Source organism: Amycolatopsis sp. WGS_07 (genome assembly GCF_045278895.1).
Taxonomy (GTDB): Bacteria; Actinomycetota; Actinomycetes; order Mycobacteriales; family Pseudonocardiaceae; genus Amycolatopsis.
The window spans coordinates 8,658,314-8,680,280 of record NZ_CP136053.1 but is presented as its reverse complement, the minus strand read 5'-3'; the positions used below and the strand labels follow the sequence as shown (position 1 = coordinate 8,680,280).

24 protein-coding genes, 4 tRNA genes and 2 pseudogenes are annotated in these 21,967 nt (G+C 70.2%); 13 read left to right on the top strand and 17 right to left on the bottom strand.

The window, feature by feature from the left end; all coding sequences use genetic code 11:
- Window positions 1-13 precede the first annotated feature (13 nt).
- Together RPX00_RS40890 and RPX00_RS40885 are read right to left on the bottom strand one after the other, a co-directional pair.
- Window positions 14-1,282 carry an alpha/beta fold hydrolase gene (locus RPX00_RS40890; protein WP_406633750.1) on the bottom strand — a complete coding sequence of 423 codons (1,269 nt, stop codon included), beginning with the start codon at window positions 1,280-1,282 and terminating at the stop codon, window positions 14-16.
- 160 nt (window positions 1,283-1,442) lie between these two features.
- Window positions 1,443-1,736 carry a hypothetical protein gene (locus RPX00_RS40885; RefSeq protein WP_378305584.1) on the bottom strand — a complete coding sequence of 98 codons (294 nt, stop codon included), beginning with the start codon at window positions 1,734-1,736 and terminating at the stop codon, window positions 1,443-1,445.
- Window positions 1,737-1,859: 123 nt separating this feature from the next.
- Between RPX00_RS40885 and RPX00_RS40880 the strand changes: the two genes are divergently transcribed.
- Window positions 1,860-2,048, top strand: a complete 189-nt coding sequence (locus RPX00_RS40880; RefSeq protein WP_406633748.1) for a hypothetical protein — start codon at window positions 1,860-1,862, stop codon at window positions 2,046-2,048.
- Between the two features lie 23 nt (window positions 2,049-2,071).
- Here RPX00_RS40880 and RPX00_RS40875 read toward each other — a convergent pair whose 3' ends face one another.
- Both RPX00_RS40875 and RPX00_RS40870 read right to left on the bottom strand, forming a co-directional pair.
- Window positions 2,072-2,305: a hypothetical protein gene (locus RPX00_RS40875; RefSeq protein ID WP_406633746.1), complete on the bottom strand. Its 234-nt coding sequence runs from the start codon at window positions 2,303-2,305 to the stop codon at window positions 2,072-2,074.
- A gap of 70 nt (window positions 2,306-2,375) precedes the next feature.
- Window positions 2,376-2,690: pseudogene (locus RPX00_RS40870) on the bottom strand (RraA family protein); the annotation flags it as partial.
- Between the two features lie 43 nt (window positions 2,691-2,733).
- On the opposite strand from RPX00_RS40870, the gene RPX00_RS40865 reads away from it, so the two are divergent.
- Complete coding sequence (locus tag RPX00_RS40865) at window positions 2,734-3,258, top strand: methylated-DNA--[protein]-cysteine S-methyltransferase (protein WP_406633744.1); 525 nt, start codon at window positions 2,734-2,736, stop codon at window positions 3,256-3,258.
- Between the two features lie 4 nt (window positions 3,259-3,262).
- On the opposite strand, the gene RPX00_RS40860 is transcribed toward RPX00_RS40865, so the two are convergent.
- On the bottom strand, window positions 3,263-4,060 hold the full coding sequence (locus RPX00_RS40860; RefSeq protein ID WP_406633742.1) for a siderophore-interacting protein: 798 nt from the start codon (window positions 4,058-4,060) through the stop codon (window positions 3,263-3,265).
- A gap of 607 nt (window positions 4,061-4,667) precedes the next feature.
- On the opposite strand from RPX00_RS40860, the gene RPX00_RS40855 reads away from it, so the two are divergent.
- The 4 genes from RPX00_RS40855 (at window position 4,668) to fgd (ending at window position 8,690) form a co-directional block, all read left to right on the top strand.
- Entirely contained in the window at window positions 4,668-5,573 is a 906-nt protein-coding gene (locus tag RPX00_RS40855) for a hypothetical protein (protein ID WP_406633740.1), read from the top strand.
- A gap of 85 nt (window positions 5,574-5,658) precedes the next feature.
- On the top strand, window positions 5,659-6,033 hold the full coding sequence (locus RPX00_RS40850) for a YciI family protein (protein WP_406633738.1): 375 nt from the start codon (window positions 5,659-5,661) through the stop codon (window positions 6,031-6,033).
- Window positions 6,034-6,144: 111 nt separating this feature from the next.
- Entirely contained in the window at window positions 6,145-7,581 is a 1,437-nt protein-coding gene (locus RPX00_RS40845; RefSeq protein ID WP_406633736.1) for a glycoside hydrolase family 76 protein, read from the top strand.
- A gap of 104 nt (window positions 7,582-7,685) precedes the next feature.
- A complete protein-coding gene (gene fgd / locus RPX00_RS40840) occupies window positions 7,686-8,690 on the top strand; it encodes a glucose-6-phosphate dehydrogenase (coenzyme-F420) (protein WP_406633734.1) in 1,005 nt (334 codons plus the stop codon).
- 47 nt (window positions 8,691-8,737) lie between these two features.
- Here fgd and RPX00_RS40835 read toward each other — a convergent pair whose 3' ends face one another.
- A complete protein-coding gene (locus RPX00_RS40835; protein WP_406633732.1) occupies window positions 8,738-9,265 on the bottom strand; it encodes a helix-turn-helix domain-containing protein in 528 nt (175 codons plus the stop codon).
- Between the two features lie 57 nt (window positions 9,266-9,322).
- Between RPX00_RS40835 and RPX00_RS40830 the strand changes: the two are divergent.
- Window positions 9,323-10,072: pseudogene (locus RPX00_RS40830) on the top strand (hypothetical protein); the annotation flags it as partial.
- 167 nt (window positions 10,073-10,239) lie between these two features.
- A complete protein-coding gene (locus RPX00_RS40825; protein ID WP_406633730.1) occupies window positions 10,240-10,545 on the top strand; it encodes a hypothetical protein in 306 nt (101 codons plus the stop codon).
- 37 nt (window positions 10,546-10,582) lie between these two features.
- On the opposite strand, the gene RPX00_RS40820 is transcribed toward RPX00_RS40825, so the two are convergent.
- Window positions 10,583-13,039 (bottom strand): SdrD B-like domain-containing protein, encoded by a 2,457-nt coding sequence (locus RPX00_RS40820; RefSeq protein WP_406633728.1) that lies wholly within the window; start codon window positions 13,037-13,039, stop codon window positions 10,583-10,585.
- 191 nt (window positions 13,040-13,230) lie between these two features.
- On the opposite strand from RPX00_RS40820, the gene RPX00_RS40815 reads away from it, so the two are divergent.
- Entirely contained in the window at window positions 13,231-13,959 is a 729-nt protein-coding gene (locus tag RPX00_RS40815; protein ID WP_406633726.1) for a hypothetical protein, read from the top strand.
- A gap of 8 nt (window positions 13,960-13,967) precedes the next feature.
- Here RPX00_RS40815 and RPX00_RS40810 read toward each other — a convergent pair whose 3' ends face one another.
- Complete coding sequence (locus tag RPX00_RS40810) at window positions 13,968-15,287, bottom strand: nitrous oxide reductase family maturation protein NosD (RefSeq protein ID WP_406633724.1); 1,320 nt, start codon at window positions 15,285-15,287, stop codon at window positions 13,968-13,970.
- A gap of 167 nt (window positions 15,288-15,454) precedes the next feature.
- Between RPX00_RS40810 and RPX00_RS40805 the strand changes: the two genes are divergently transcribed.
- The gene (locus tag RPX00_RS40805) at window positions 15,455-16,567 is read left to right on the top strand and encodes a Dyp-type peroxidase (RefSeq protein ID WP_406633722.1); all 1,113 of its coding nucleotides are present in this window, start codon (window positions 15,455-15,457) and stop codon (window positions 16,565-16,567) included.
- 78 nt (window positions 16,568-16,645) lie between these two features.
- A complete protein-coding gene (locus RPX00_RS40800; protein WP_406633720.1) occupies window positions 16,646-17,293 on the top strand; it encodes a DsbA family oxidoreductase in 648 nt (215 codons plus the stop codon).
- Window positions 17,294-17,312: 19 nt separating this feature from the next.
- On the opposite strand, the gene RPX00_RS40795 is transcribed toward RPX00_RS40800, so the two are convergent.
- The gene (locus RPX00_RS40795) at window positions 17,313-17,723 is read right to left on the bottom strand and encodes a winged helix-turn-helix transcriptional regulator (protein ID WP_406633718.1); all 411 of its coding nucleotides are present in this window, start codon (window positions 17,721-17,723) and stop codon (window positions 17,313-17,315) included.
- A 60-nt stretch (window positions 17,724-17,783) separates the two neighbouring features.
- Here RPX00_RS40795 and RPX00_RS40790 point away from each other — a divergent pair, with 60 nt between their 5' ends.
- Window positions 17,784-19,181 carry an FAD-dependent monooxygenase gene (locus RPX00_RS40790; protein ID WP_406633716.1) on the top strand — a complete coding sequence of 466 codons (1,398 nt, stop codon included), beginning with the start codon at window positions 17,784-17,786 and terminating at the stop codon, window positions 19,179-19,181.
- Between the two features lie 57 nt (window positions 19,182-19,238).
- On the opposite strand, the gene RPX00_RS40785 is transcribed toward RPX00_RS40790, so the two are convergent.
- From RPX00_RS40785 to RPX00_RS40770, 4 genes are all read right to left on the bottom strand, one after another.
- Window positions 19,239-19,313: transfer RNA gene (locus RPX00_RS40785), tRNA-Val, on the bottom strand.
- A 1-nt stretch (window position 19,314) separates the two neighbouring features.
- Window positions 19,315-19,385: transfer RNA gene (locus RPX00_RS40780), tRNA-Cys, on the bottom strand.
- A 21-nt stretch (window positions 19,386-19,406) separates the two neighbouring features.
- Window positions 19,407-19,479 (bottom strand) — tRNA-Gly (locus tag RPX00_RS40775).
- A gap of 137 nt (window positions 19,480-19,616) precedes the next feature.
- Entirely contained in the window at window positions 19,617-20,042 is a 426-nt protein-coding gene (locus tag RPX00_RS40770; RefSeq protein WP_005159130.1) for an SsgA family sporulation/cell division regulator, read from the bottom strand.
- A 391-nt stretch (window positions 20,043-20,433) separates the two neighbouring features.
- On the opposite strand from RPX00_RS40770, the gene RPX00_RS40765 reads away from it, so the two are divergent.
- Window positions 20,434-20,505: transfer RNA gene (locus RPX00_RS40765), tRNA-Val, on the top strand.
- A gap of 140 nt (window positions 20,506-20,645) precedes the next feature.
- On the opposite strand, the gene RPX00_RS40760 is transcribed toward RPX00_RS40765, so the two are convergent.
- Genes RPX00_RS40760 through RPX00_RS40745 form a run of 4 tightly spaced genes read right to left on the bottom strand, consistent with a single transcriptional unit; the run spans window position 20,646 to window position 21,960 of the window.
- Complete coding sequence (locus RPX00_RS40760) at window positions 20,646-21,077, bottom strand: hypothetical protein (protein ID WP_406633713.1); 432 nt, start codon at window positions 21,075-21,077, stop codon at window positions 20,646-20,648.
- Window positions 21,074-21,277 carry a hypothetical protein gene (locus tag RPX00_RS40755; protein WP_406633711.1) on the bottom strand — a complete coding sequence of 68 codons (204 nt, stop codon included), beginning with the start codon at window positions 21,275-21,277 and terminating at the stop codon, window positions 21,074-21,076. Before RPX00_RS40755 ends, RPX00_RS40760 begins: the two co-directional genes overlap by 4 nt.
- Window positions 21,278-21,283: 6 nt before the next feature.
- Window positions 21,284-21,817, bottom strand: a complete 534-nt coding sequence (locus RPX00_RS40750; protein ID WP_406643253.1) for a Crp/Fnr family transcriptional regulator — start codon at window positions 21,815-21,817, stop codon at window positions 21,284-21,286.
- Window positions 21,817-21,960 carry a hypothetical protein gene (locus RPX00_RS40745; RefSeq protein WP_406633709.1) on the bottom strand — a complete coding sequence of 48 codons (144 nt, stop codon included), beginning with the start codon at window positions 21,958-21,960 and terminating at the stop codon, window positions 21,817-21,819. The genes RPX00_RS40750 and RPX00_RS40745 overlap by 1 nt, the downstream gene beginning before the upstream one ends.
- Window positions 21,961-21,967 lie beyond the last annotated feature (7 nt).

Genomic DNA, 21,967 nt, shown 5'->3' with positions numbered 1-21,967 from the left:
CCTTCACGGCACGTCAGACGCGGCCCCGCACGAGGTCGATCAACCGCCCGAGCACGTGATCGCCGGACGCGCGCAGGCCGTTGTGCTCGTACTCGCTGGTGATCCACGGCCGCAGCGTCGGGATCAGCCGGGCGGTCTCCTCGGAAAACACCCGCTCGACGTACATGTCGTTGGCGTAGATCGCGGCCGCCGCCGGGACCGTGCACTCGCGCAGCGCATCGGCGTCGTACAGCCGCGGCCACTCGTGCGCGGCGAGCAGCTCGGCGGTCTCCTTCATCGGCCGGAGACCGTGGAAGTCGTCGAAGAGCCAGGGGAACACGTGCTCGCCGGTGAACAGCGTCCGGTCAGTGCGGAACTCGTCCGGCAGCACGCGTTCGGCGGACCAGCGGGTGGCGAACCCGTCGGAGTAGGACGACTCGTGGATCACCGAGTACAGCGGATTGCGCGCGCTGAACGGCAGCGAGCTGGCGACGTCGTGGGCGAAGGCAGGGGACTTCGGGTCGCGTTCGATCAGGTAGTGCAGCGCTTCTTCGCCGCCGCTGGCACCGAGGAGGTACCCGAGCTGCTGGAACAGCCGCGCGGTGAGCGGACTGCCGTCGGGCAGGACGACGGCCCCGTCGTCGAGCATCGGCAGCAGCGCCTCGACCCGCGCGCGATCGCCCGGATAACGCAGGTAGTACCGGCGGTTGCGCTCGATCAGGTTGGCGAACGTGGCGGTGTAGACCTCGTCCGGATGCCGCGCGATCGGCGGCAGCCCGCCGGTGAAGAAGGCCTCGGCCAGGCCTTCGGGCGCGTGGGAAAGATACGCGAGCGTGCAGAATCCGCCGAACGACTGCCCGAGCACGCTCCACTTCTCGACACCCAGCTGCTGTCGCACGAACTCCGCGTCGCGGACAATCGAGTCGGCCCGGAAGTGGGTGAGGTACTCGGCCTGCTCGGCCGGCGTGCCCGGCAACGTGCCCACCGGCGTGGACCGCCCCGTGCCGCGCTGGTCGAGCATCAGCACCCGGTACTCCCGCAACGCCCGCGGCAACCAGCTCGGCGCCCCGCTCGACGGCCGCGGCGCTTCGTGCCCGGGCCCGCCTTGGAGGTACACGAGAAACGGCCGGTCGAGCCCGTCCGGATCGGCGACCTCCCGAGCGAAGACGGTGATCTTCGCGCCTTCTGGGACGGGAATGGTCGAGGGGAACGGAGAACTCGTGCTCGGTGAGCACCAGGCCGGGAATGCGCACGGTGGTTGCCATACGGGCGATTCAACCAGAACGGGCGTCGGGGAGGCCACGGAAAATCGACCTTGGGAGTCCATTGTGGACTCAGCGGCCCTGGCGGGAACGACGGGTGCTCTCAGCGCGGGAGGTGCCTGGTGACGGCGTGCGCACCGGGCTGTAGCGCGGGAGCGTGCCCGGCGACTCGTCCCCTGACGATGGCCGTTCCCGCCTTCGCTACTCCTTGCCCATCGACCGCCGGATCTCGGCCAGCTTGTCCTTCGCCGCCTCCTTGCGGTCGGCGATCTTCTTGTCCAGCGACTGCAGATCCTCCGGACCGCCGATCCCGGCGAGTTCCTGCGCGCCGACGGAGGTGTTGTACCGCTTCTCGATCCGGTCCCGCACGAAGTCGAACGACGGCGCGCCGCCCTCGCTGTAGTCGGGTTCGGGCAGAGCGGCGGGCGGCGTGCCGGGGCTCTCCACGATCTCCGCGTCGAGCGGCTGCTGCTCGCCGGGCTTGTCCGCGCTCATCGTCTCGCCTCTTCTCGGTCGTCGGCTCCGCCTTCTGACCCTAGCCGACCTCGCGCGCACGGGGGCGGATGTTTCGCCGCCGCCGGTCTGCGGTAGCCCATCAAGGACGGAAAGGAGTCCTCGATGCTTCGTCCCCGCTCGACCGCGCCGCCCGCCCCGCCCGAGCCGGTCACGCCCGGCCCGCTGGAGCCCGACCCGGAGTCGCCGGCTCCGGAGCGTCCGCTGCCCGACCCCGAACCCCTGCCGCCCGAATCGGAACCAGGGCCGGAACTGGCGGCCGCGGGTCCGTTGTGGACGGTCGAGCCGGAGTAACCGCCCGCTGACCTGGGGAAGCCTCAGCCGGTGAACCCGCCCGCCGCCAGCGCCGCGTCCACGCGGGCCCGGTGCGCTTCCGCCCACTCGCCGAGCGTCTGCGCCTCCTCCTTGGCCAGCTTCGCCCGCGCGTCGGCCAGCACCTGCGGGGCGTCGGCCGCGGGCACCACGACCACGCCCTCCTCGTCCGCCACCACGATGTCCCCGGCGTGCACCGTCACTCCGCCGCATCGAGCGGGCTCGCCCAGCGGCGTCACCGCGGACTTCTGTGCCAGGAATGGGAATCACGCCGCGCGCGAACACCGGGAACCGTGCCTCGCGGACCTCCGCCAGGTCGCGGATCACGCCGTCCAGAACGAAGCCCGCGATGCCGCGTCGCTGGGCGGTCGCGCAGACGTTGCCGCCGGCCAGCGCGTAGTCGACGTCGCCGGACTCCGCCACGACCACCGCTCCGGCGGGTGCGCGGTGGATCGCCGCGTGCAGCATCAGGTTGTCGCCCGGCGGGCAGCGCACCGGGTACGCGGGCCCGGCGATCCGCGGCACCGGGCCCCACAACGGGCGTACGCGAAAATCGAGCACCTGGCCGCGGCCGAGCAGGTCGGCGAGCGTCGTGGTCGGGATGTCGGCGAAACCGTCGTCCATGGACGGCGATGCTCTCACGCGCGGCCCGGCCGGATACCGTTCCGTGGCACCGATCACGGAGGACAGATGGCTTTCCGGCACACCGTCGCCGCCTCGCCGGTCGGCGACCTCACCCTGGTCGCCGACGGCAGCGCGCTGGTCGCCGTCTACTTCGACGGCCACAGCCGGACCCCGCGCTTCCCGGACTTCTGGCCCGCGCACCGACGACGGATTCGCCGACGCGACCCGCCAGCTCGACGAGTACTTCACCGGCCAGCGGCAGACCTTCGACCTCGAACTGGACCTGCGCGGCTCCGAGTTCGAACGGCGCGTGTGGCAGCTGCTGACCCGCATCCCCTACGGCGAGACGCGCACCTACCGCGACCTGGCCGTCGAACTGGGCGAACCCGGCGCCGCGCAAGCAGTCGGCAACGCCAACGGCTGGAACCCGCTGAGCATCGTCGTGCCGTGCCACCGCGTGGTCGGCAGCAGCGGCGGCCTGACCGGCTACGCGGGCGGCGTCGACCGGAAACGGTTCCTGCTGCAGCTCGAAGAGCCGCCAGCACACGACGCCGGACGCTTGTTCTGACGGCTCATCCCAGCGAAGCGCGCCCGTGCTTCCAGTACCCCTGGAACGCGATCGCCTGCTTCGGCACCCCGCGCTCCCGCGTGAGAAACCGCCGCGCGCCGGTCGCGAGCCCGCTCTCGCCCGCGACCCACGTGTAGCCGGGCGGATCGGAAAGATCGAGCTGGGCGAGGACGTCGAGCGCGAGCCGCCCCGGCAGCCGATCGTCCTCGCGGACCAGCCACTGGACGTCGGCCCCGAGCGGCGCGTCGACCTTCCGGACGTCGTCCCGCGCCCCGACCTCCAGCAACACGGTGGCCCGCAGATCCGCCGGCGACGATTCGAGGATCGCCAACGCCGCGGGAATCGCGCTCTCGTCGGCGAGCAGCAGCTGCCGCACGCCCTCCGGCGGCAGGAAAGTGATGCCCTCGTCGAGAATCCCGACCTCGTCGCCAGGCCGCGCGTTCTCCGCGAACCGCGACGCGGGCCCGCCGTCGCCGTGGACCGCGAACTCGATGTCAACCTCCCCGGGCCTGCTCGCCCGGATCGTGTAGTTCCGCACCCACGGCCGCGACGCGGCGCTCATGAGCATGTGCTGGGCGAGCCAGCGGTTGCTCGACGCGGTGGGAAGCCGCAGCCCCGGCTGGCCCTCGCGCGGGAAGAACAGGCGGCACCATTGATCGAACCCGAGCGGCACGAAGTCTTCGAGGTCCTCGCCGCCGACAGTGAGGGTCACGAAATGCGGGGAGGTCCGTTCGGCGCGGAGAACGGAGGTCCGGAGCAGCCGTCTGCTCTCGGGCGTGCGGCGCTGGGGGAGGGTCGGCATGGTGGTCCCGATTCAGTTAGGTAAGGCTTGCCTTTTCAACCTAGCCGCGGGCCGGCCGGGACGGCAAGGATCGGCGGATTTCCGGGAATGCACCCGTCCGTGCGCGGTGCCCCGAACGGATGCGTCCGTCCGGGCGCTCTCGCCGACCGTCGGCTCCGCCCGGTGATCACGCTCCGTATCACTCATGTGGGTGACGGTTGACTGCTCAATAATCTGCCCGGGTGTAACACTCTGTGTATCACCGCGCTCTGGCCTCCTGTCGCGGGCCGAGGTCCTCCCGTGTCAAGGATGTGCGAATGAACGTGCATATTCCCGTGTCAGGACCGGTTCGCCGCTGTTCGCGGACGTGTCAAGAGGTCTGGACAAGACGTCGCGGCCGCGGCTTGAGGGGCCCGAATCGGTGACCGCGAAGAGTAGCGAAAGCCGTCACTCGAACCGCTGGGCGACGCTGGGGGACCGTTCGCCGCGACACTGCCAGTAGAACTGGCCGGTAACGCACCGTCTTCGCCAGGATGAGCGCATCCGGGGCCCGCGCCGCACGACAGCCGGGAGCCGGACAGCTGTCGGAGCCGGTCCGCCGGCCGGAAGGGAAAGGGACGACGACCTCATGACGGTGGTTCCCTGCCTCGCCGACCAGTCGCGCCACACCGGGCAGCCGCGCCAGACCGGCGCACTGCCCGACCCCCAGGAGAGCGCGGTGCTGGTCCGGGCGCATCAGTGCGGCCGTCCGGGCCGCCGCGAAGACGGTCCGGAGCGCGAGACCGCCCAGCCGTCCGGAGCGGCGCGCGTGGTTGACCTCGGCGAAGCCGAGCCGCGCTCGGCCGTGGCCGCGACTGGCACGGCTGCCGCGGCGACCACAGCCGCCTCGACTGCCGAAGCCGTCAGCAACGCGGCGAAACCCGGCACAACCGACGAGGCGGAATCGGCCGACTCGAGCTGCCCAGCGGAGGCGGCGGAGTCCGCTGGCCCGAGCCGCTCGGCGGGCTCGACTGGCTTGAGCCGCCCGGCCGACGTGGCGGACTCAGCCGATCTAAGCCGCTTCGCCGACGTGGCCGCGTCGGCTGACCCGCCCCGCCCAGCCGTCGCGGCGGAACCCGACCCGAGCCGCCCGGCAGATCCCGAACCCCCGGACTCCGTCCACCCCGACCCCGAACACCCCACCCGGGTCCGCGTAGTCGTCGACTGGGATCTCTTCACCCGTCCGCCCCGCCGGGTCGCCACCCGGGACGAGATGCTCGCCTCCGCGCACCGGGTGCTCGCCCGCCGCGAGCACGGCCGGCACCGCAAGCCCGACACCCGCGAACCCTGGGCCTCGCGCGCCGCGGATTTCGTCGTCACCTGGGCACCGACCATCCGGATGGCGTTGCTTCTCCTGGCCGGGACGGCGTTCCTCGCCGGGCTCGTGCTGATGGACAGTCCGATCGCGGGCGTCGCCGTCACGTCCGTGATGGTTGCCGCGGGTGTCGCCGCGTGGGTGGCCCGGCCGCGGAAGTCGCCCTCGCATCGTTGTTGAGGCCGTGTCGATTCCGCTCGGGGCCGTTCGACGAGGATGTGACGGGCTGGGATCAGCAACCAGCCCCAACCCGAGGAGCGGTCACATGCGTTTCCTGATGATGCACCGGCTTGACGAAAGCGCCCCCGAGGCCTGGAACCCCAGCCCCGAGTTCATGGAGAAAATGGGCGCCTTCATCCAGGACTGGACCGAACGCGGCATCCTGATCACCGCCGAGGGCGTGCACCCGTCGGCGAAGGGCGCGATCGTCCGCAAGCCGCGCGGTGCGACCCCGACCGCCACGGACGGGCCGTTCACCGAGGCCAAGGAGGTGATCGGCGGGTTCGCGCTGGTCAACGCCGCGGACCGGGCCCAGGCGGTCGAGTACGCGCGGCAGTACGCGGACCTGTTCGACGAGATCGAGGTCGAGGTCCGCCAGGTCGTGGAGTTCGACGACCTCCCGGACCTGACGGCGGAGTAACCCGGCGCATCCGGCGTATTCGCGCGCCAGGTCTTTGTCATTCGTTGACCCGCACCGCGCCGCGCGGGGATCTTCGTTCCGAGGGCAGGGCGGGGATCCGAGGAGGCAGCGGTGCGGGTCATTCTCACGGCGGTCCTGACAACGATGTCGGCGCTGGTGCCGATCCACGCGAAGGCACCCCAGCCGGCCGCGAACCTCGTGGTGTGCAACAAATACTGCGACGACCGCGCCGCCGATCAGGCGTCCAGCGACCGGATCGCGGTCACCGCGCCGTTCGACAGCCGGGTCCTTCAGCTGCACTTCGCCGACGGCGACCCGATGGGCTGGGCGGTCATCGACCATTCGCGTCCGGGCGACCAGGTGTGGCTCGACCGGTCGTTCGACGGCGGCGCGACCTGGGACGGCGGCGCGCAGCTCGGCCGCACCACCGCGCCGTCCGGGGTCGGCGGCTGGCGCACCCAGATGTACAACAACGACGACTGGAACAACCGCGGCGTCGGCGCCCTGCGCGCGTGCGGCAGCGCGGTCGACACCGGCCGGATCGCTTGCACGCCTTGGGCTCGCACTCGGTGGAACGCGGCGAACCGCGCGCAAGCGGCGGCGACCGCGATGATGGCGCTCTACGACAACGACACCGGCTACTTCCGCGACGGCGGCGGCTGGGGGACCGCGGTGTCGCTGGCTGCGGTGATCCGCAACGCCTCGGTCAGCCGGATGGCCAGCTACGACTACGCGATGGCCACGACGTACGACAAGAACGTCAACGCGGGCCGCGGCCAGTTCCGCAATGAGTTCTCCGACGACACCGGCTGGTGGGCGATGGCGTGGCTCGACGCCTACGACCGCACCGGCCAGCAGCGCTACCTCGCCACCGCGAAGGCCGACGCCGACCACATGCAGACCTTCTGGACCGGCGACTGCGGCGGCGGTCTCCGCTGGAAGGAAGGCCTGACGTACAAGGCGTCCATCTCCAACAGCCTGTACATCCAGGTCAACGCCGCCATCGCGGACCGCACCGGCGACGCGACCTACCGGACACGGGCGCAGCAGGGCTGGGAGTGGTTCCGCGGCAAGGGACTCATCGGATCGGACGGCCTGGTGGTGGACGGCGTCGACGGCACCAGCTGCGCGGCGGTCGGCCAGCGCTACACCTACAACCAGGGCGTGTTCGTCTCCGGCCTCACCGCGCTGTCCAAGGTGACCGGCGACCAGGGCCTGCTCGGCATCGCCCGCTCGGTCGCCGACTCGACGACGCGGACCGGGTCGTACTTCACCGGTTCCGACGGCATCGTCCACGACCCCGGCGAGGGCAGCAGCTGCACCGACGACGGGTCGTACTTCAAAGCCGGGCTCGTCCGCGGTCTGTCCGAACTGGACGCCGCGACGCCGGACGCGCCGTATCGGGATTTCCTGGCCAGGCAAGCGGATTCGGCCTATGCGCACTCCCGCAACGACTTCGACCAGTACTCGCGTTCGTGGTCCGGCAGCGGGGGCAAGGGGCCGGGCTGCCAGGCCGCCGGGCTCGCCTTGACGAACGCGACGTACTAGCCCGTTAGTGATCGACGGCACACCCGTCTCCGCAAGGCCCATCCGGGTACGGTTGACGGTGCCACGGAAACCTGCGTGGCACATGCGGACGGGGAAGGGCGATCGTGGAGCTGAAGGTCGGGTACAAGGCGTCGGCGGAACAGTTCGGGCCTCGCGAGCTGGTGGAGTTCGCGGTGCGGGCCGAGGAGCTGGGGCTGGACTCGGTGTGGGTGTCGGACCATTTCCTGCCGTGGCGGCACGAGGGCGGGCACGCGCCGTGGGCGCTGGCGTGGATGCCGGCGGTGGCCGAGCGGACCAGCCGCGTGCTGATCGGGACCAGCGTGCTGACGCCGACGTTCCGGTACAACCCGGCGGTGATCGCGCAGGCGTTCGCGACGATGGCATTGCTGTCGGGCGATCGCGTGATCCTCGGCGCGGGCACCGGCGAGGCGTTGAACGAGATCGCGGTGTCGGGCCGGGAATGGCCGGAGTTCAAGGAGCGGTTCGCGCGGCTGCGCGAGTCGGTGCGGCTGATGCGCGAGCTGTGGACCAAGGACAACGTCGACTTCGAGGGCGACTACTACCAGCTGGTCAACGCGAAGATCTACGACCGGCCGGAGCGTCCGGTGCCGGTGTACATCGCGGCGGGCGGACCGGTCGTGGCGAAGTACGCGGGCCGCGCGGGCGACGGGATGATCTGCACGTCCGGCAAGGGCATGGAGCTGTACACCGAGAAGCTGATGCCGGCGATGGCGGACGGCGCGGCCGCGGCTGAGCGCGATGCGTCCGGTGTGGACCGGATGATCGAGATCAAGATGTCCTACGACCGGGATCCGGAGAAGGCGCTGGCCAACACCCGGTTCTGGGCCCCGCTGTCGCTGAGCGCGGAGCAGAAGCACACCGTGTCCTCGGCGGAGGAGATGGAGCGGCTGGCCGACGAGCTGCCGATCGAGCAGGTCGCGAAGCGGTGGATCGTGGCGTCGGATCCGGACGAGGCGGTCGCGCAGATCAAGCCGTACCTCGACGCGGGGCTGAACCACCTGGTCTTCCACGGCCCCGGCCACGACCAGGAGCGCTACCTCGGCCAGTTCGCCGAGGACGTGCTGCCGCGGCTGCGCGCGCTGGCCTGAGAAACACGCGCGGAAACCCCCGTCCGGCTTCGGCTGGGCGGGGGTTTTCAGTCTTCGCTGGGGAAGAGGATCGGGCTGAGCAGGTACCGCGTGCGTCCCGGCGCGGGCGGGTTGGCGAGCATCGGCGCGATGGCTTTCCGCATGCCCTCGATCATCGCGAGCAGTTCGTCGCGGTCCAGCCAGACGGCGTGCTGCCGGTAGCCGACCAGATCCTCGACCGGGTTCGCGTGGTCCCGGCTGAGGTAGGCGTCGAACTCGGCGACCAGCGCGGCGGTCGCGGCGGCGAATCCGCGCCGGTGGTCGTCCGGGGTCAGCTGGGCTATCGCGTCCTGGTCGAGGGACGCGCGTTCCTTGCGCAGCCGGTAAGTGCGCTCGACCGCGCCGCGCACGCGTTGCTCGTCGGCCACTTCGAGGATCCCGCCGTCGGCGAGAAGGTCGACGTGCCGGTAGACCGTCGCCTTGGAGACGTCCGGGAGCAGCGCGCCGAGCTGCGCGGTGGTGAGCGTCCGGTCGCCGCGCAGCGCGTGCACGATCCGCAGCCGTACCGGATGTCCTAGCAGAGTCAACACGTCCACTCCCCAATGTTCTCATAGAGTGCTACCGTTCGCATAACATGAGAAAGGTGGGGGGACATGAGGCCGAACGAGTTGGCGGTGGCTGTCGTCGAGGGGGCGCGGGACGGGCGGTTCGACGAGATCGCGACGCGGTTCTCGCCGGAGTTGCGGGCGGCGGTGCCCGGTCCGGCGCTGGAAGCCGCGTGGGCCGCGCAGATTGGCGAGCACGGCCCGGTGACCGCGCTGGGCGAACCGGTCGCCGAGCCCGCCGGGCCTGGGCTGACGCGGGTTCAGGTCCCGGTCATGTGCGCCGAGGGCGGATTCCTGGTGGTGCTGGGGGTGGATTCGGCGGGAATCGTCGCGGGCCTTCGGCTCGCCTCCGCCGAGGTGTGGACCAAACCGTCCTATGTGGACGAATCAGCGTTCGCCGAACAGGACGTCGTGCTTTCCGCTGAACCCCATCCGGTGCCGGGAACGCTGACCCTGCCGCGCGGGGAGGGGCCGTGGCCGGGCGTGGTTCTGCTCAGCGGCGGCGGAATCTTCGACCGCGACGAGACGGCCGGGCCGAACAAGCCGCTCAAGGATCTCGCGTGGGGCCTGGCTTCCCGAGGCGTAGCGGTACTGCGGTTTGACAAAGTGACGTACGCCCATCCCGAGCTGGCCGCCGCGCCTGGCTTCACGATGTCGGCGGAGTACGTGCCGCATGCCGTGGCGGCGGTCCGTCTTCTGCAGGCGCAGGACAGTGTCGCGCGGGTGTTCGTGGCCGGGCACAGCATGGGCGGGAAGGTGGCGCCGTTGGTGGCGGCTGCCGAGCCGTCGGTCGCGGGGCTGGTTCTTCTCGCAGCGGACGCCGAGCCGATGCACCGGGCTGCCGTGCGCGTAGTGCGGCATCTCGCCGCCGCGGACGCCAAGGTCGAGGCGCTCGTGGAGCCGATCACCCGGCAGGCCGAGGCGGTTGCCGATCCGGCGTTGTCGCGATCGGCGCCGGGGAGGGCTTGCTGTTCGGCTATCCCGGGTCGTATTGGCTGGAGCTGCGCGAGTACGACGCCGTCGGGACCGCCGCGGCGCTGGACGTCCCGATGCTGCTGCTGCAGGGCGGCCGGGACTACCAGGTCACCGTCGAGCACGACCTCGCCCGGTGGCGGGACGGGCTGCCGGACGCCGAGGTCCGCGTCTACCCGGCGGACGACCATCTGTTCTTCCCCGGTGCTGGTCCGTCCACTCCGGACAGTTATCGGGCGCCGCAGCACGTGGACCCGGTGGTCGTCGCCGATCTCGCGGACTGGGTGGCGCGGCAGTGACCGAGGTCCGCACAGGCCGTGCGGACCTCGGCCGCTGTCACTGCTTCGTGAATCGCCTTCTCCGGCTCGCCACGAGGAAGGCTGTGCCGCCGGCGAGCAGGGCTCCGGCGAGGATCAGGAGCATCGGCAGCAGCGGGGTGCCGGTCGAGGCCAGCGAATCGGTGTCGGTCGCGCCCGGGGCGGGCGGATGGGCCGCCGGGGGAATCGGGTTCGGGCTCGTCGGCGGGGGAGCGGACGTCGTGGGCGGGCCCGGCGGCAGCGGAAGGTAGACGCCGGCGTCGATGGTGTGGTCGACCCCGCCCGCCTGGGCCGGAGCGGTCACCGGCGCGTAGCCGTTGCAGAGTCGGCCGGTCTTGGGCGGTTCGACGTTCGAGTCGTGCGCCCGGTCCGGACCGGCGACCGGGAGCGTGAACCGGAGATCGGTGGCGGGCGGCGTCCCGGGGACGTTGTCCGTCGCCGCGGTGCAGACGTCGAACTGCACGGTGTACTTCTCGCCCGGCTTCAGCTGGTACTCCGCGCCGACGCCGCCGAAGTAGTACTCGCCCGCCTTGTCGGTGCGCGTGGTGGCGACCTTCTTGCCGTCCGGGTCGAGCAGGTTCACTGTCGCCTCGGCGAGCGGGACCTCGTCGGTGCGGTTCGGGTCCTGGATGCCGTTGTGGTCGCCGTCGAACCACACCAGGTTGCCGATCTGGATCGGCGCGTTCGCCGCCTGGTAGGCGATGTCGCCGAGCCCGCCTGCCTTGCCGAAGCTGTTGACCGGGCCCACGAACGCGTATCCGTGCTTCGGATTGTCCTGCCCCGGCCCGATTCCGGTGCTGACGTCGTAGTAGCCGACGCCGTCGGAGCTGACGTGCTGCGCCGGGTCCATCTGGGTGCTGATCACCCACGGCTGCTGCGGGATGTAGGCGACGGAGCCCTGCGCGGACTCCTGGTGGACACCGTTGCCGGACCGGTTCGGATCGTAGAAGTCGCCGGGGAAGTACTCGACGACTCCGGCCGTTTCGTGGCCGTTCGTCTCGGGCTTGCCGTGGTTCGGGCAGACGCCGGTGCCTTCCCAGTCGTAACCGCCGCCGGGAGCCGCGCACGCCATGGTGATGTCGCCGCCGGACATGCCGGTCGCGACGCCGGTACGGCCCGGCCTCGGGTCGATGCCGGAGCCGAAGACGTCCATGAACCGGTCGCGGAAGCCGAGGATCATCGAGCCGTCGCGGGCGAAGGCCAGGCTCGCCAGTTCCGGCTGCGGGTTGATTCCCGGGCCCTTCCTGGTGAACTTGTCCCACGAAGAGAACGAGGTGTCCCAGGGATTCCAATGATCCATGGTGTCGTCCGGGTCCGGCACGGTGATGACGTAGCCGCGCCGGAAGTCGAGGCCGTGCTCGAGCACCGGCGTGAACTTCCCGTCGGCATAGGTGTAGACCACGGCTTTCAGATCCTCGCGCCGCTTCGTGCTTTCCGCCGAGCAGACGCCGCCGACGTACAGCTTCGCGTCGTGCGCGGCGACCGCGAACGGCCGCCAGTCGCCGGGCGTCACGCAATCCGGCGAGGGGATGGGCACCGTCTGGTCCGGCTTCGCGGCGGCCCCGGTGGCGTCGAAGCTGACCAGGCTCCGGTTGCGGAGGTTCACCGCGTACAGCGTTTTGCCGTCCTCGGTGAGCGCGATCCCGCCGAGGCTTTCCTTTCCGGGCACGTCGACGAAATGCTCGTCCTTGCGCATGTCGACGGCGCCGTGCTCGGTGACCGTGGTGTCCGGCACCTTCGCGAACAGCGCGGGCGCGCCGCCGCCGAGCGGGGTCGTGTAAATCGCGCCGCCGCCTTCGGGGCCGTAGACGGTGAACCGTTTCGCGAACGCCGACTGGAAAATGCGGCCGCGGTGTTTGTCGTACGCCAATCCCCACGTGGTGCCGACTTGTGCCTGGGTGTTCAGCGCGCTCGGGCACTCCGAGTCGGCGGGGCAGGTGCCGCGGAACGTGCGGTCGAACGCGACCAGCGCGCGGCTGTTCGGATCGGGCGCGCTGCCGTCGCTGTTCACCGCAGGGCTTTGCACCGGCACGTAATAACGGGCGTCCGGCGGGGTGTGGTCCGCCGGATTCCAGACCCCGGTGACCACCGAGACGTCCTTGCCCTCCCGCAGATCCACGAATGTCGTGAAACTGTCGAAGTGGTTTTTCTCCGTCGACGCGGGCGCGGCCCGCAAATACGCGCGATACGGTTCCGGAACGGAGACGTCGACGCGATACTGTCCGCCGGCGAGCGGAGCGGCCGGATCCACCACGACCTTGCCCGACGCGTCCGTCCGGCCGCGCACCTGGTGCCCGGCGGAGTCCGTGACCAGCACGGACATACCCGGCTGCGGCGTGTCCATCGTGGCGTTGACGATGCCGGTGCCGAAGAAATCCCGGAGCACCTGAACGGTCAATGTCCCGTCCTCGGCGGCCCCGGCCGTGCCGGTGACCGTCATCGCGCTGCCGCCCAGCAAAAACGCGACGGCGGCCACCCGGGCCAGCCTGGATCTGCCGCTCGTTCTTCTGCCACCTCGGTTCATGACTGCGGATCTCCGTTCTCTGCGCGGAATATTCGCGCGGCGTGCCGCAAAGCTGTAACAGTGAACCAGAAAACGGACTTGCCGGATACGGCATCCGGATAAACGGAACGGGTGAATCGAAAACCCTGCTACGGTGACTCGCTGTGCTTGCCCAACGGATCGCGCGCCGCTGGATCGCTGTCGCGGCGGCAGTGACAGTCGCCCTCGGCGCGGCAATTGTCTGGTACTCCGCCGCCGGTTCCGCCGATTCCGGCCCGCGCCCGGTCACCGAGGACGAGGCGAGCCGTCTCGCGATCGCGCGATTCCGCAATTACCAGGCGCGCGGCCGCGCGGTGACGATCAGCGTGCCCGGCGCGGCCGGCGAACTCGTGATCACCGGTTCGGCCGATTACCGCGCCAAGACCGGTTACGGAGTGGTGAAAGGCAAGGGACGCAACGACTCCGGCAATGGTCTGATCCGGTGGACCGACCGGCGGGTCGAACTGCGCCCGCTGCCCGCCGTCCCCGCTCTGCCGCCCGCACACCCGCCGGGCGACGGCTGGTTCGGCCGTCCGCTCGATCCGGCGGCGGGCGCGCTGGACCGGGCATTGGCGATTCTGCTCGGGCTCGGGAGCGACCGGCCGGACAACGCGCAATTGCTGCCGCAGAACGGCGCCGAATGGGTAGCGGCCGATCAGGTGAACGGGCATCCGGTCGACGTTTTCGTCGGCCCGGATTCCCGGGACCGCCCCGGCAGCGCGGAATTCGTCCGGTACTGGCTCGACGCGGACGGCCTGATGCACCGGGTGCAGGCGTCGGTTCCGGGAGAAAAGAATCCGGTCGTCATTACCTTCGACACGCACGAATACATCGCGGTGCCGCCCGTCCGCTGACGTATTCCTCAGGAAACGGCGACCGACGCCCGGTCCGCCAGCAATGACGCCGCCGGTACCTGGATCTTCGCGACGTCCGGAAACGCCGGCACCGCCGGGACGACCGTGGGCCCGGCCGTGCGCGCGTTCGGGAACTGGGGCTGCGGCGGAGGTGCCGCGACCTCGCTGAACGGAATCCCCGCAGGCGGTTTCGCCCTCGTCCACGCACCCGAGGGCGAGGCGGCCGCGGTCGCGGGACAAGCGGCGCTCGTCGTCAATTCCTCCGGAATCGTGTGCTGCGCCCCGGAATCAAGACAGTTTCCGCTGCCCTTCGTCGCGCCGGGGAAAGTCCAGCCGACGTCGACGCCGTTCGCCGCGAAGACGTCGCCGACGATCTGGTTGCCCTTCGGTGGCACGTCCTGGGTCGCGGTGAGCACGAGCCCGGCGTTCGGGTTCCCGGAGATCCGGTTGCGCAGCACCTGGTTGCCGCTGCCGCCGTCGATGCCGATCCCGATGCCCCAGCCGCCGTCGGCCTGCTCCGGCGTCGCCGCCTGCCCGTTGGCCGCGACCAGATTGCCGGCGATGACGGAATCCTGCTGCGGCAGCAGCTTCTCCTGATGGTCGGAGTTGGTGGTGAGCCCGACCCGGTTCCCGCTGAACCGGTTGCCGGCGACGTACATCTCGCCGCTGGCGTTCGTGCCCTCGTAGCCGACCGCGTTGAGTTCCGCGACGTTGCCGCGCACCACCGTCCGGCACGGTTTGCATTGCCCGACGTAGATCCCGGAATCCGCGCCACCGGAGGTGTACGACTGCTCGATCACGCCGTTCTGTGCGGAAAACGCATAGATTCCGTAGAGCCCATTGCGGGTGGCGGTCACGTGCGAGACCAGGTACGAACTGAGGAACCGGATCGGCTCGTCGCCGGTGTCGTACCCGCCGCCGCGCCCCGGCAGCCCCGCCGCGGCCTTCACCGAACCCGTGACGAGCACGCCGTTCTGCGTGTGGTTCCGGACAGTCAGGTTCCCCACGGCGACCCCCGGTGCGGACACAACGACCCCGTTGTCCCGCTTCAGCTGCCCGTCGATGACCACCTGCTCCCGCACTTCGCCGCGCAGCGTGACCCGCGGCGTCGCGAGCTTCACCGTCTCGTGGTACTCGCCAGGCGCGACGAGCACCAGATCCCCGGACTGGGCAAGGGAAACGGCCGCGGAGATGGTCGGCGCGTCGGCCGGGACGCGGATCGTCACGCCCGCTCCGTCCGGCCGGTGCCCCTCGGCGGAGGAAGAACCGCAACCGCTGACCAGTGCGGCGGACAGCCCCAGGATCGCCACCATGGCGGGAAAACGCATGCGCCTAGTCTGGCACGCGGGCTGGAATCCGTTGGGGTGATTGTCGGCCGGGCGCTTGGTTGGGTGCGGTGCTCCGGAAGTCCGTGAGGGTTCCCCTCACGGACGGCTGCGGAGGCGACCGCGAGCCGAATTCGCCTGCGGCGCCGGAATCTGTCACGCTGCCCGTCGTGAATTCCGCTGAGCGCCGCCCTTCCCGCCGCGCTTTTCTCGGGGCGGCCGCGGCCGCCGGTCTCGTCGCTGGCTGTCACGCGGCGTCCCAGGAGACGAAGCCCGCCCCGGTCCCGCCCACCGGCGTCCACCAAGCCGGGATCACCCTGCCGCAACAACCGCAATCGCAGCTTTTGGTCGTCGTCGCAGACGTTTCCGTCGCCCCAGGCTTCGTCCTGGCCGAATTGGGCCGTCGCATCATGACCTTGACCGCGGGCACCGACGACCGTCTGCTGGGCTTGCCTCCGGGAGACCTGACCGTGACGGTCGGAGTCGGGCCCCGGCTGGTCCAGACCCTGGACCCGCAGTTGCCCGGCGCGAAAGACCTCCCACCGGCCGCCCACGAAACCATCGCACCGGCCGACCGCGGCGGAGATCTTCTCCTGCAACTCTGCGCGAGCGACCCGCTCGTCCCACCGATCGCCGCGGCCGCACTATTGGCTCAGCCCGGAATACGCGAGCGCTGGCGCCAGTCCGGCGGACGCGGACCGCATCTCCCCGTGTCAGACGGACTCACCGCGCCGCGGAATCTGCTGGGCTTCGTCGACGGCATCATCGGCCCGCACACTCCCGCCGAGCAGCAACGGGATCTATGGCTCCCCGGCCCGGCCCCAGTGGCGGGTGGCACGATCGCCGTCGTAAGGCGGATGACGCTGGACGTCGCCCGCTTCGCCGCATTGCCGGTCGCCGCGCAGGAAGCCGTCTTCGGCCGCCGCCGCGACACCGGGATCCCGCTGTCCGGCGGCGTGATCGCGGACGGCCCGGACCTGGGCGCGAAAACCCCGGACGGCCGCTACCTCGTCCCCGCCAGCGCGCACATCCGCCGCGCGCACGCGAACGTCGTCGGGGCCGGGCTGATGCTGCGCCGCAGCTACAGCATGGACACGCCCGCTCCCGGCCTGCTGTTCGTGAGCTTCCAGAACGATCTGCACACGTTCACCGCCACCCTGGCAAGCATGGAGACCGCGGACGCGCTGCTGCCGTTCACGACCACCACCGCGAGCGGAACCTTCCTGATCCTCCCCGGCTTCGACGAGCGCCGTCCGCTCGGGTCGACCCTGTTTCCGCTGTAACGCACAGGAAAGTGCCTTTTGTAAGCCCTCCAATACTCACCCATGATGGGGTTACGCACTACTAGTGAGGTGAGGGAGATGGCCGCAAGACCCGAGGGGTCGCAAGTCGTCATCGAGATGTGGGCCGACCTGGGCTGCCCTTGGTGCTACCTCGGAAAGCACCGGCTCCGGGCCGCGATCGCGCAGCGCCCGGACGCGGAACGGTTCAAGATCGTGCCGCGGTCCTTCGAACTGGACCCGGAAGCGCCGCGCGAGCCGGAAGGGAACGCGGAGAGCTTCGTCCGGACCCACGGCGGCACGGCCGCCCACGTCCTCCGGGCGGAACGCCAGATGCAAGCCATGGCTCGCGAAGAGGGGCTCGAGTACTCTCCGGACCGCTTGAATGCCAACACGTTCGATCTGCACCGCGTGGTGCAGTACGCCAACGATCAGGACCGCGGGTTCGAGTTTTTCTCCGCCGTGCAGGACGGTTTCTTCGCGGGAACCCTCAACCCCTTCGACCCGGACGCGCTGACAGGCGTCGCGGAGTCGTCCGGGCTGGACGGGCGGCGAGTACGCGAAATCCTGGCGAGCGACGAATACGCCGACCGGGTGCGCGCCGACCGTCGCGAAGGTACGGAGTTGGGCGTGACCGGCGTTCCGTTCGTCGTCCTCGACCGCCGGGTGGCCGCCCCGGGCGCGCGGAAAGTCGCCGCCTACGCCCAGTTGCTGGAGCGAGTGGCATGAGCGAAGCGAAGGACGTGTCTCAGCCCGCCGACGCGCGAGCCTTCGCCCGGCCCACTCCGGTCCGTTCGCTGGCGGCCCGGTTGCCCGCGATCTCGCCGTTATGGGCGACGGCCCAATCGGCCATCGCCCGCACCGCGTCGATCAATGACCGGCCCAGGTCCGTCAGCGCGTACTCCACTCGCGGCGGGACCTCGGCGTACGCGGTCCGCGTGAGCAGGCCGTCGCGTTCGAGGTGCTTCAGCGTCTGGGTCAGCATCCGCTGGGAAATCCCCACGATGCTCGCCTGCAAGTCGGAATAGCGCAGCGAACCGGCGCTCAGCGTGCTGATCGTCAGCACCGTCCACTTGTCGCCAATGCGGTCGAGCACCTCCCGGACGAAGGCGCTGTCCTCCGGCCATTCCTGGCACGGGCCGCTAATTTGTCGCGCCATCTTCATTACCTCTCATCCGAGTGCAACCGCACTACCAGTATGTATCGGAGAGCGATTACTGTGAACGCACACGACACCATCGTCGTCGGCGCCGGCCCGGTCGGGCTGTGGACGGCGGCTGAGCTGGCACTCGGCGGCGGGCGGCCGCTGGTCCTGGAACGGGCCGCGCGGCGCAGCCCGCATTCGAAGGCGCTGGCGATCCACCCGCGCACGGTCGAGGTGCTGGCGATGCGGGGGAGGGAACAGGCCTTCCTCGACGGCGGGATTCCCGTACCGGACGGGCACTTCGGCATGCTGCCCGCGCGTCTCGACTTCCGGGAGCTGGACACGCCGTTCCCGTTCCTGCTCGCGCATCCGCAGGTGCGCACCGAGGAACTGCTCGAACAGCACGCCCTGGCCCTCGGGGCGGTGATCCGGCGCGGGCACCAGGTTTCCGGGCTGAGCCAGGACGACGAGGGCGTGACGCTGCGAGTCAACGGGCCGGACGGCGAGTACGAGATCACCGCGGACCACGTGGTCGGGGCGGACGGCGCGGGCAGCACCGTGCGCCACGCGGCGGGCATCGCCTTCCCCGGCACCGACTCGACTGTCTTCGGCTTCCTCGGTGACGTCGAGCTGACCGACCCGCCGGAACGACCGGGCATGTGGCACAACGAACACGGCGCGCTGCTCGTCGCCCCGATGCCCGGCGGGCGCTACCGCGTCACCGGGTACGCCGCTGCGGACATCGCGCCGACCCTGGATTCCCTGCGGCAGACAGCGAAACTCATCGCGGGCACCGACTTCGGCCCGCACTCGCCGGTGTGGCTGTCCCGCTTCGGCAACGCGACCCGGCTCGCGGGGGAGTACCGGAAGGGCCGGGTGTTCCTGGCCGGAGACGCCGCGCACATGCATTTCCCGGCGGGCGGCGTCGGGCTGAACGTGGGACTGCAGGACGCGATGAACCTGGGCTGGAAGCTCGCCGCGGTCCAGCAGGGCCGGGCGGACGAGGCCCTGCTGGACACCTACCACCGGGAACGCCACCCCGTCGGCGCGGCGCTGGGGGAACACACCAAAGCCCAGACCGCCCTGATCACCGCCACCACCGAGGAAGGCCAGTCCCTGCGCCGCTTCATGGCGGATCTCCTGCGCACCCATCCCGGCGTCGCGACCGCGCTGGCCAACACGGTGACCGCGCTGGACGTGCGCTACCCGGGCACGCATCCGCTGGCGGGCCAGCGCTTCCCGGCCACCCGCGAGCAGCTGCACCTGCTGCGCGAGGGCCGCCCGGTGCTGCTGGCCAAGGAAGTCAGCCCGGCAATGAAGGACCTGGCCGCGAGCGCGGACCTCCAGCTGTACGAGACCGAACTGCCCTGGCCCGCGGCCGCCGTGCTGCTGCGCCCGGACGGGCACGTCTGGGCCGCCGGAGACACCGCGGGTCAGCTGGCGGACGCCATGGCCGAACTGCCGCTGACCTGACCCGCACACGACGGAAGCCCTGCTCCTCCGAAGAGAAGCAGGGCTTCCGGATCACGATGGTGCGCGATACTGGGATTGAACCAGTGACCTCTTCCGTGTCAGGGAAGCGCTCTCCCGCTGAGCTAATCGCGCGAGGTGGAGACGGGATTCGAACCCGTGTACACGGCTTTGCAGGCCGTTGCCTCGCCTCTCGGCCACTCCACCGCATGGGGCTTGAGCCCTCCGAGCGGACGACGGGATTCGAACCCGCGACCCTCACCTTGGCAAGGTGATGCGCTACCAGCTGCGCTACGTCCGCGTTACCTGCGGCTCCGAGACGTGCCGGGAATCTCTCGATTCCGGCCCGCACCCCGTCGCCGTGGTGTGAAAGAACCATATCCGACCCCGGCGACCGCCGTGCCACCGGGGGTTGCTGACCCGCTCGCGGGCCGGTGATCAGGCCAGATCGTTCGGGATCAGGTGGGTGAGCGCGTCGTCGACGTCGACCCACAGATGCTCGTTGCCCGGCAGCACGACGTCGTAGGTGCGGTCGAGGAAATCGGCCAGCTCCTGCGCGGACGCCTCGAACATGGCGTGCCCGGACGGCGAGTTCAGCTCGATCAGGACCGACTCCGGATCCTCGACCGAAGGCCGGATGCGGACGTCCCCGTCGCCCGCGTCGGCGAGCAGGCCGTCGGCGAGCAGGTCGCGCGCGTAAACCCATTCGACCCAGCCGGCCCGCCCGGTGCGGAAAGCGGCGACGACGGCGTAGGGGTCGCGGGTGTCGTAGCGCAGCTCCACCTTCACCGGAACCGCCGGGGTCCGCGGCGCCAGCAGGTCGAAGACCGCCGTCGAGCGGAGCGTCACGTGATCGTTGCGCATCGTCCTACCCTTCGTCTCCCTTCCCGGCCCGGACGACCGAGGACAACGGTGAGACGCACCAGGGGCCCGGATCCGTCGCGAGTGCGCTCGAGATCACCCGTTCGAGACCGTCTGCCCCGAGGTCCGTCCGGTCCGTCGCCGTCCGTGCCGCGCAGCCTTCAGCGGGCGCCCGGTGGGGAGCCACCAGTACATCTTGCGCGGTTCGGCCGCTGTGCGATAGCACCGTCGCACGGATGTCGCGGACGCCCGCACGCGCCCCCTCCCGAACAGAGCCTCGGCTAGCTCGGGATTGTTCGGACGGTATTCGCAGGCAGACGCGCTGTAGTCAGGCCAAACCACCCGTTTGCAGGCCCCCGAAAGTCGTGCGGTACTCTGACTTCGCACCGCGAGCGGGCGATTAGCTCAGCGGGAGAGCGCTTCGTTCACACCGAAGAGGTCACTGGTTCGATCCCAGTATCGCCCACCGAAGTTCCGAAGGTCCCTTGTCCGCAAAAAGCGCGGACAAGGGACCTTCGTTGTGTGCCTTGGGGGTCGAACCCCCAAACCCCCGCCAGGGGGCGAGCCCCCTGGACCCCCGGCCGTGGTCGCGTTGCTAGGTGCTGCTCAGGGGCGTAGGTGGGCTTGGATTTTTTTGATGTCTGCCAGGTCTTTGGGGCGGCGTAGTTCTTGTTTGTAGTGCAGGACGTCGAGCAGGCGGGCGAAGCGCAGGCCCTCGATGAGGTCTGCGTTGTCGATGAGGGCGGTGGGGTTCCACTGCGGGGTGATCCAGCCTGCGGAGACCTGGATGCGGCCCTCGCACAGGTGCCAGACGGGGTCGCCGCTGTGGGTGCCGATGGCGGGGGTTCCCGTTTGCTGCGCCCAGGTCAGGACGTCGCCGCGGGCGACTACGTCCAAGTCGTGGACTGTGGTGCGGAGTCCATGGGCCAGTAACGGGGCGCTGCCGAAGATGACGAAGTGGTCCGGATCCAGGTTCAGGGCGGCTAGTTCCCGGACCAGGGGGTTGTCTGTGACCTGGTGTTCTTGGGTGGCTGTCACGGGGGGTCCTTGTCGTCCGGGGGCGGGGGTTTGCCGATCAGGCCGCGCATGGCGTGGATGATCTTGGCGCGCTCGGACGGTCTGCTGTTTTTGAGGGCGGCGCGGAACATCAGCAGCTTGACCAGCTGGCGGACGATCAGGCCGGCGGTCAGGGCGAGGAGGACCCAGGCGTTCGTCAGGTGCTCGTAGAGGGGCGGCACGGCGGGTCACCACGACGAGGCGGGCTTGCCGTCGGCTATGTGCGCCAGCGCGGCGGCGTCCGTCACGCGGATCTGGAACCGGCCGGTGTCGATGAGGCCGATTCCCTTGAAGACGCGGACGACTTTCTTGGCCGCTTCGAGCGAAGCCCCGGTCAGCGACGCGAGATCCTTCTGGCTCAAGCGGATCGTCGGCGTGCCGTCGACGATCTCGCAGAGACCGTTCCGGACCAGGTCGGTGAGCGCCTTGGCGATGCGCCGCTCGGTGGCCAGGTCGGAGTCGGAGATCTTCCGCGTCGCTTGGGCGAGCCGTTTGCGGACTGCCGTGTGCAGCGCTCGCTCCGCGTCGCGGTGCTGGTCGAGGAAGTTCTTCAGCTCGGCCGCCGGAACGTGCAGCACCTCGACGTCGCCCCAGGCGATCACGGTGGCCGACCGCGGCTCGTCGTCGAGCACGCCGAGTTCGCCGACCGTCTCGCGCGGGCCCCGGAACGCCACGATGCGCGGCGGCTGGCCGGTGAGGACCTTGACGTGGCCTTTCTTGATCAGCAGCAGGAAGTCGCTGGCTTCCCCTCGCGCATGAAGACGTGGCCGTCCTCGCGGCGCAGGGTGTTCCCCACGCTTTCGAGGGTGGCCACGTCCTCCTCGCTGAGGACCCAGTTGCTCTCGTCAAGGTGAACGATCTCCACCTATGAG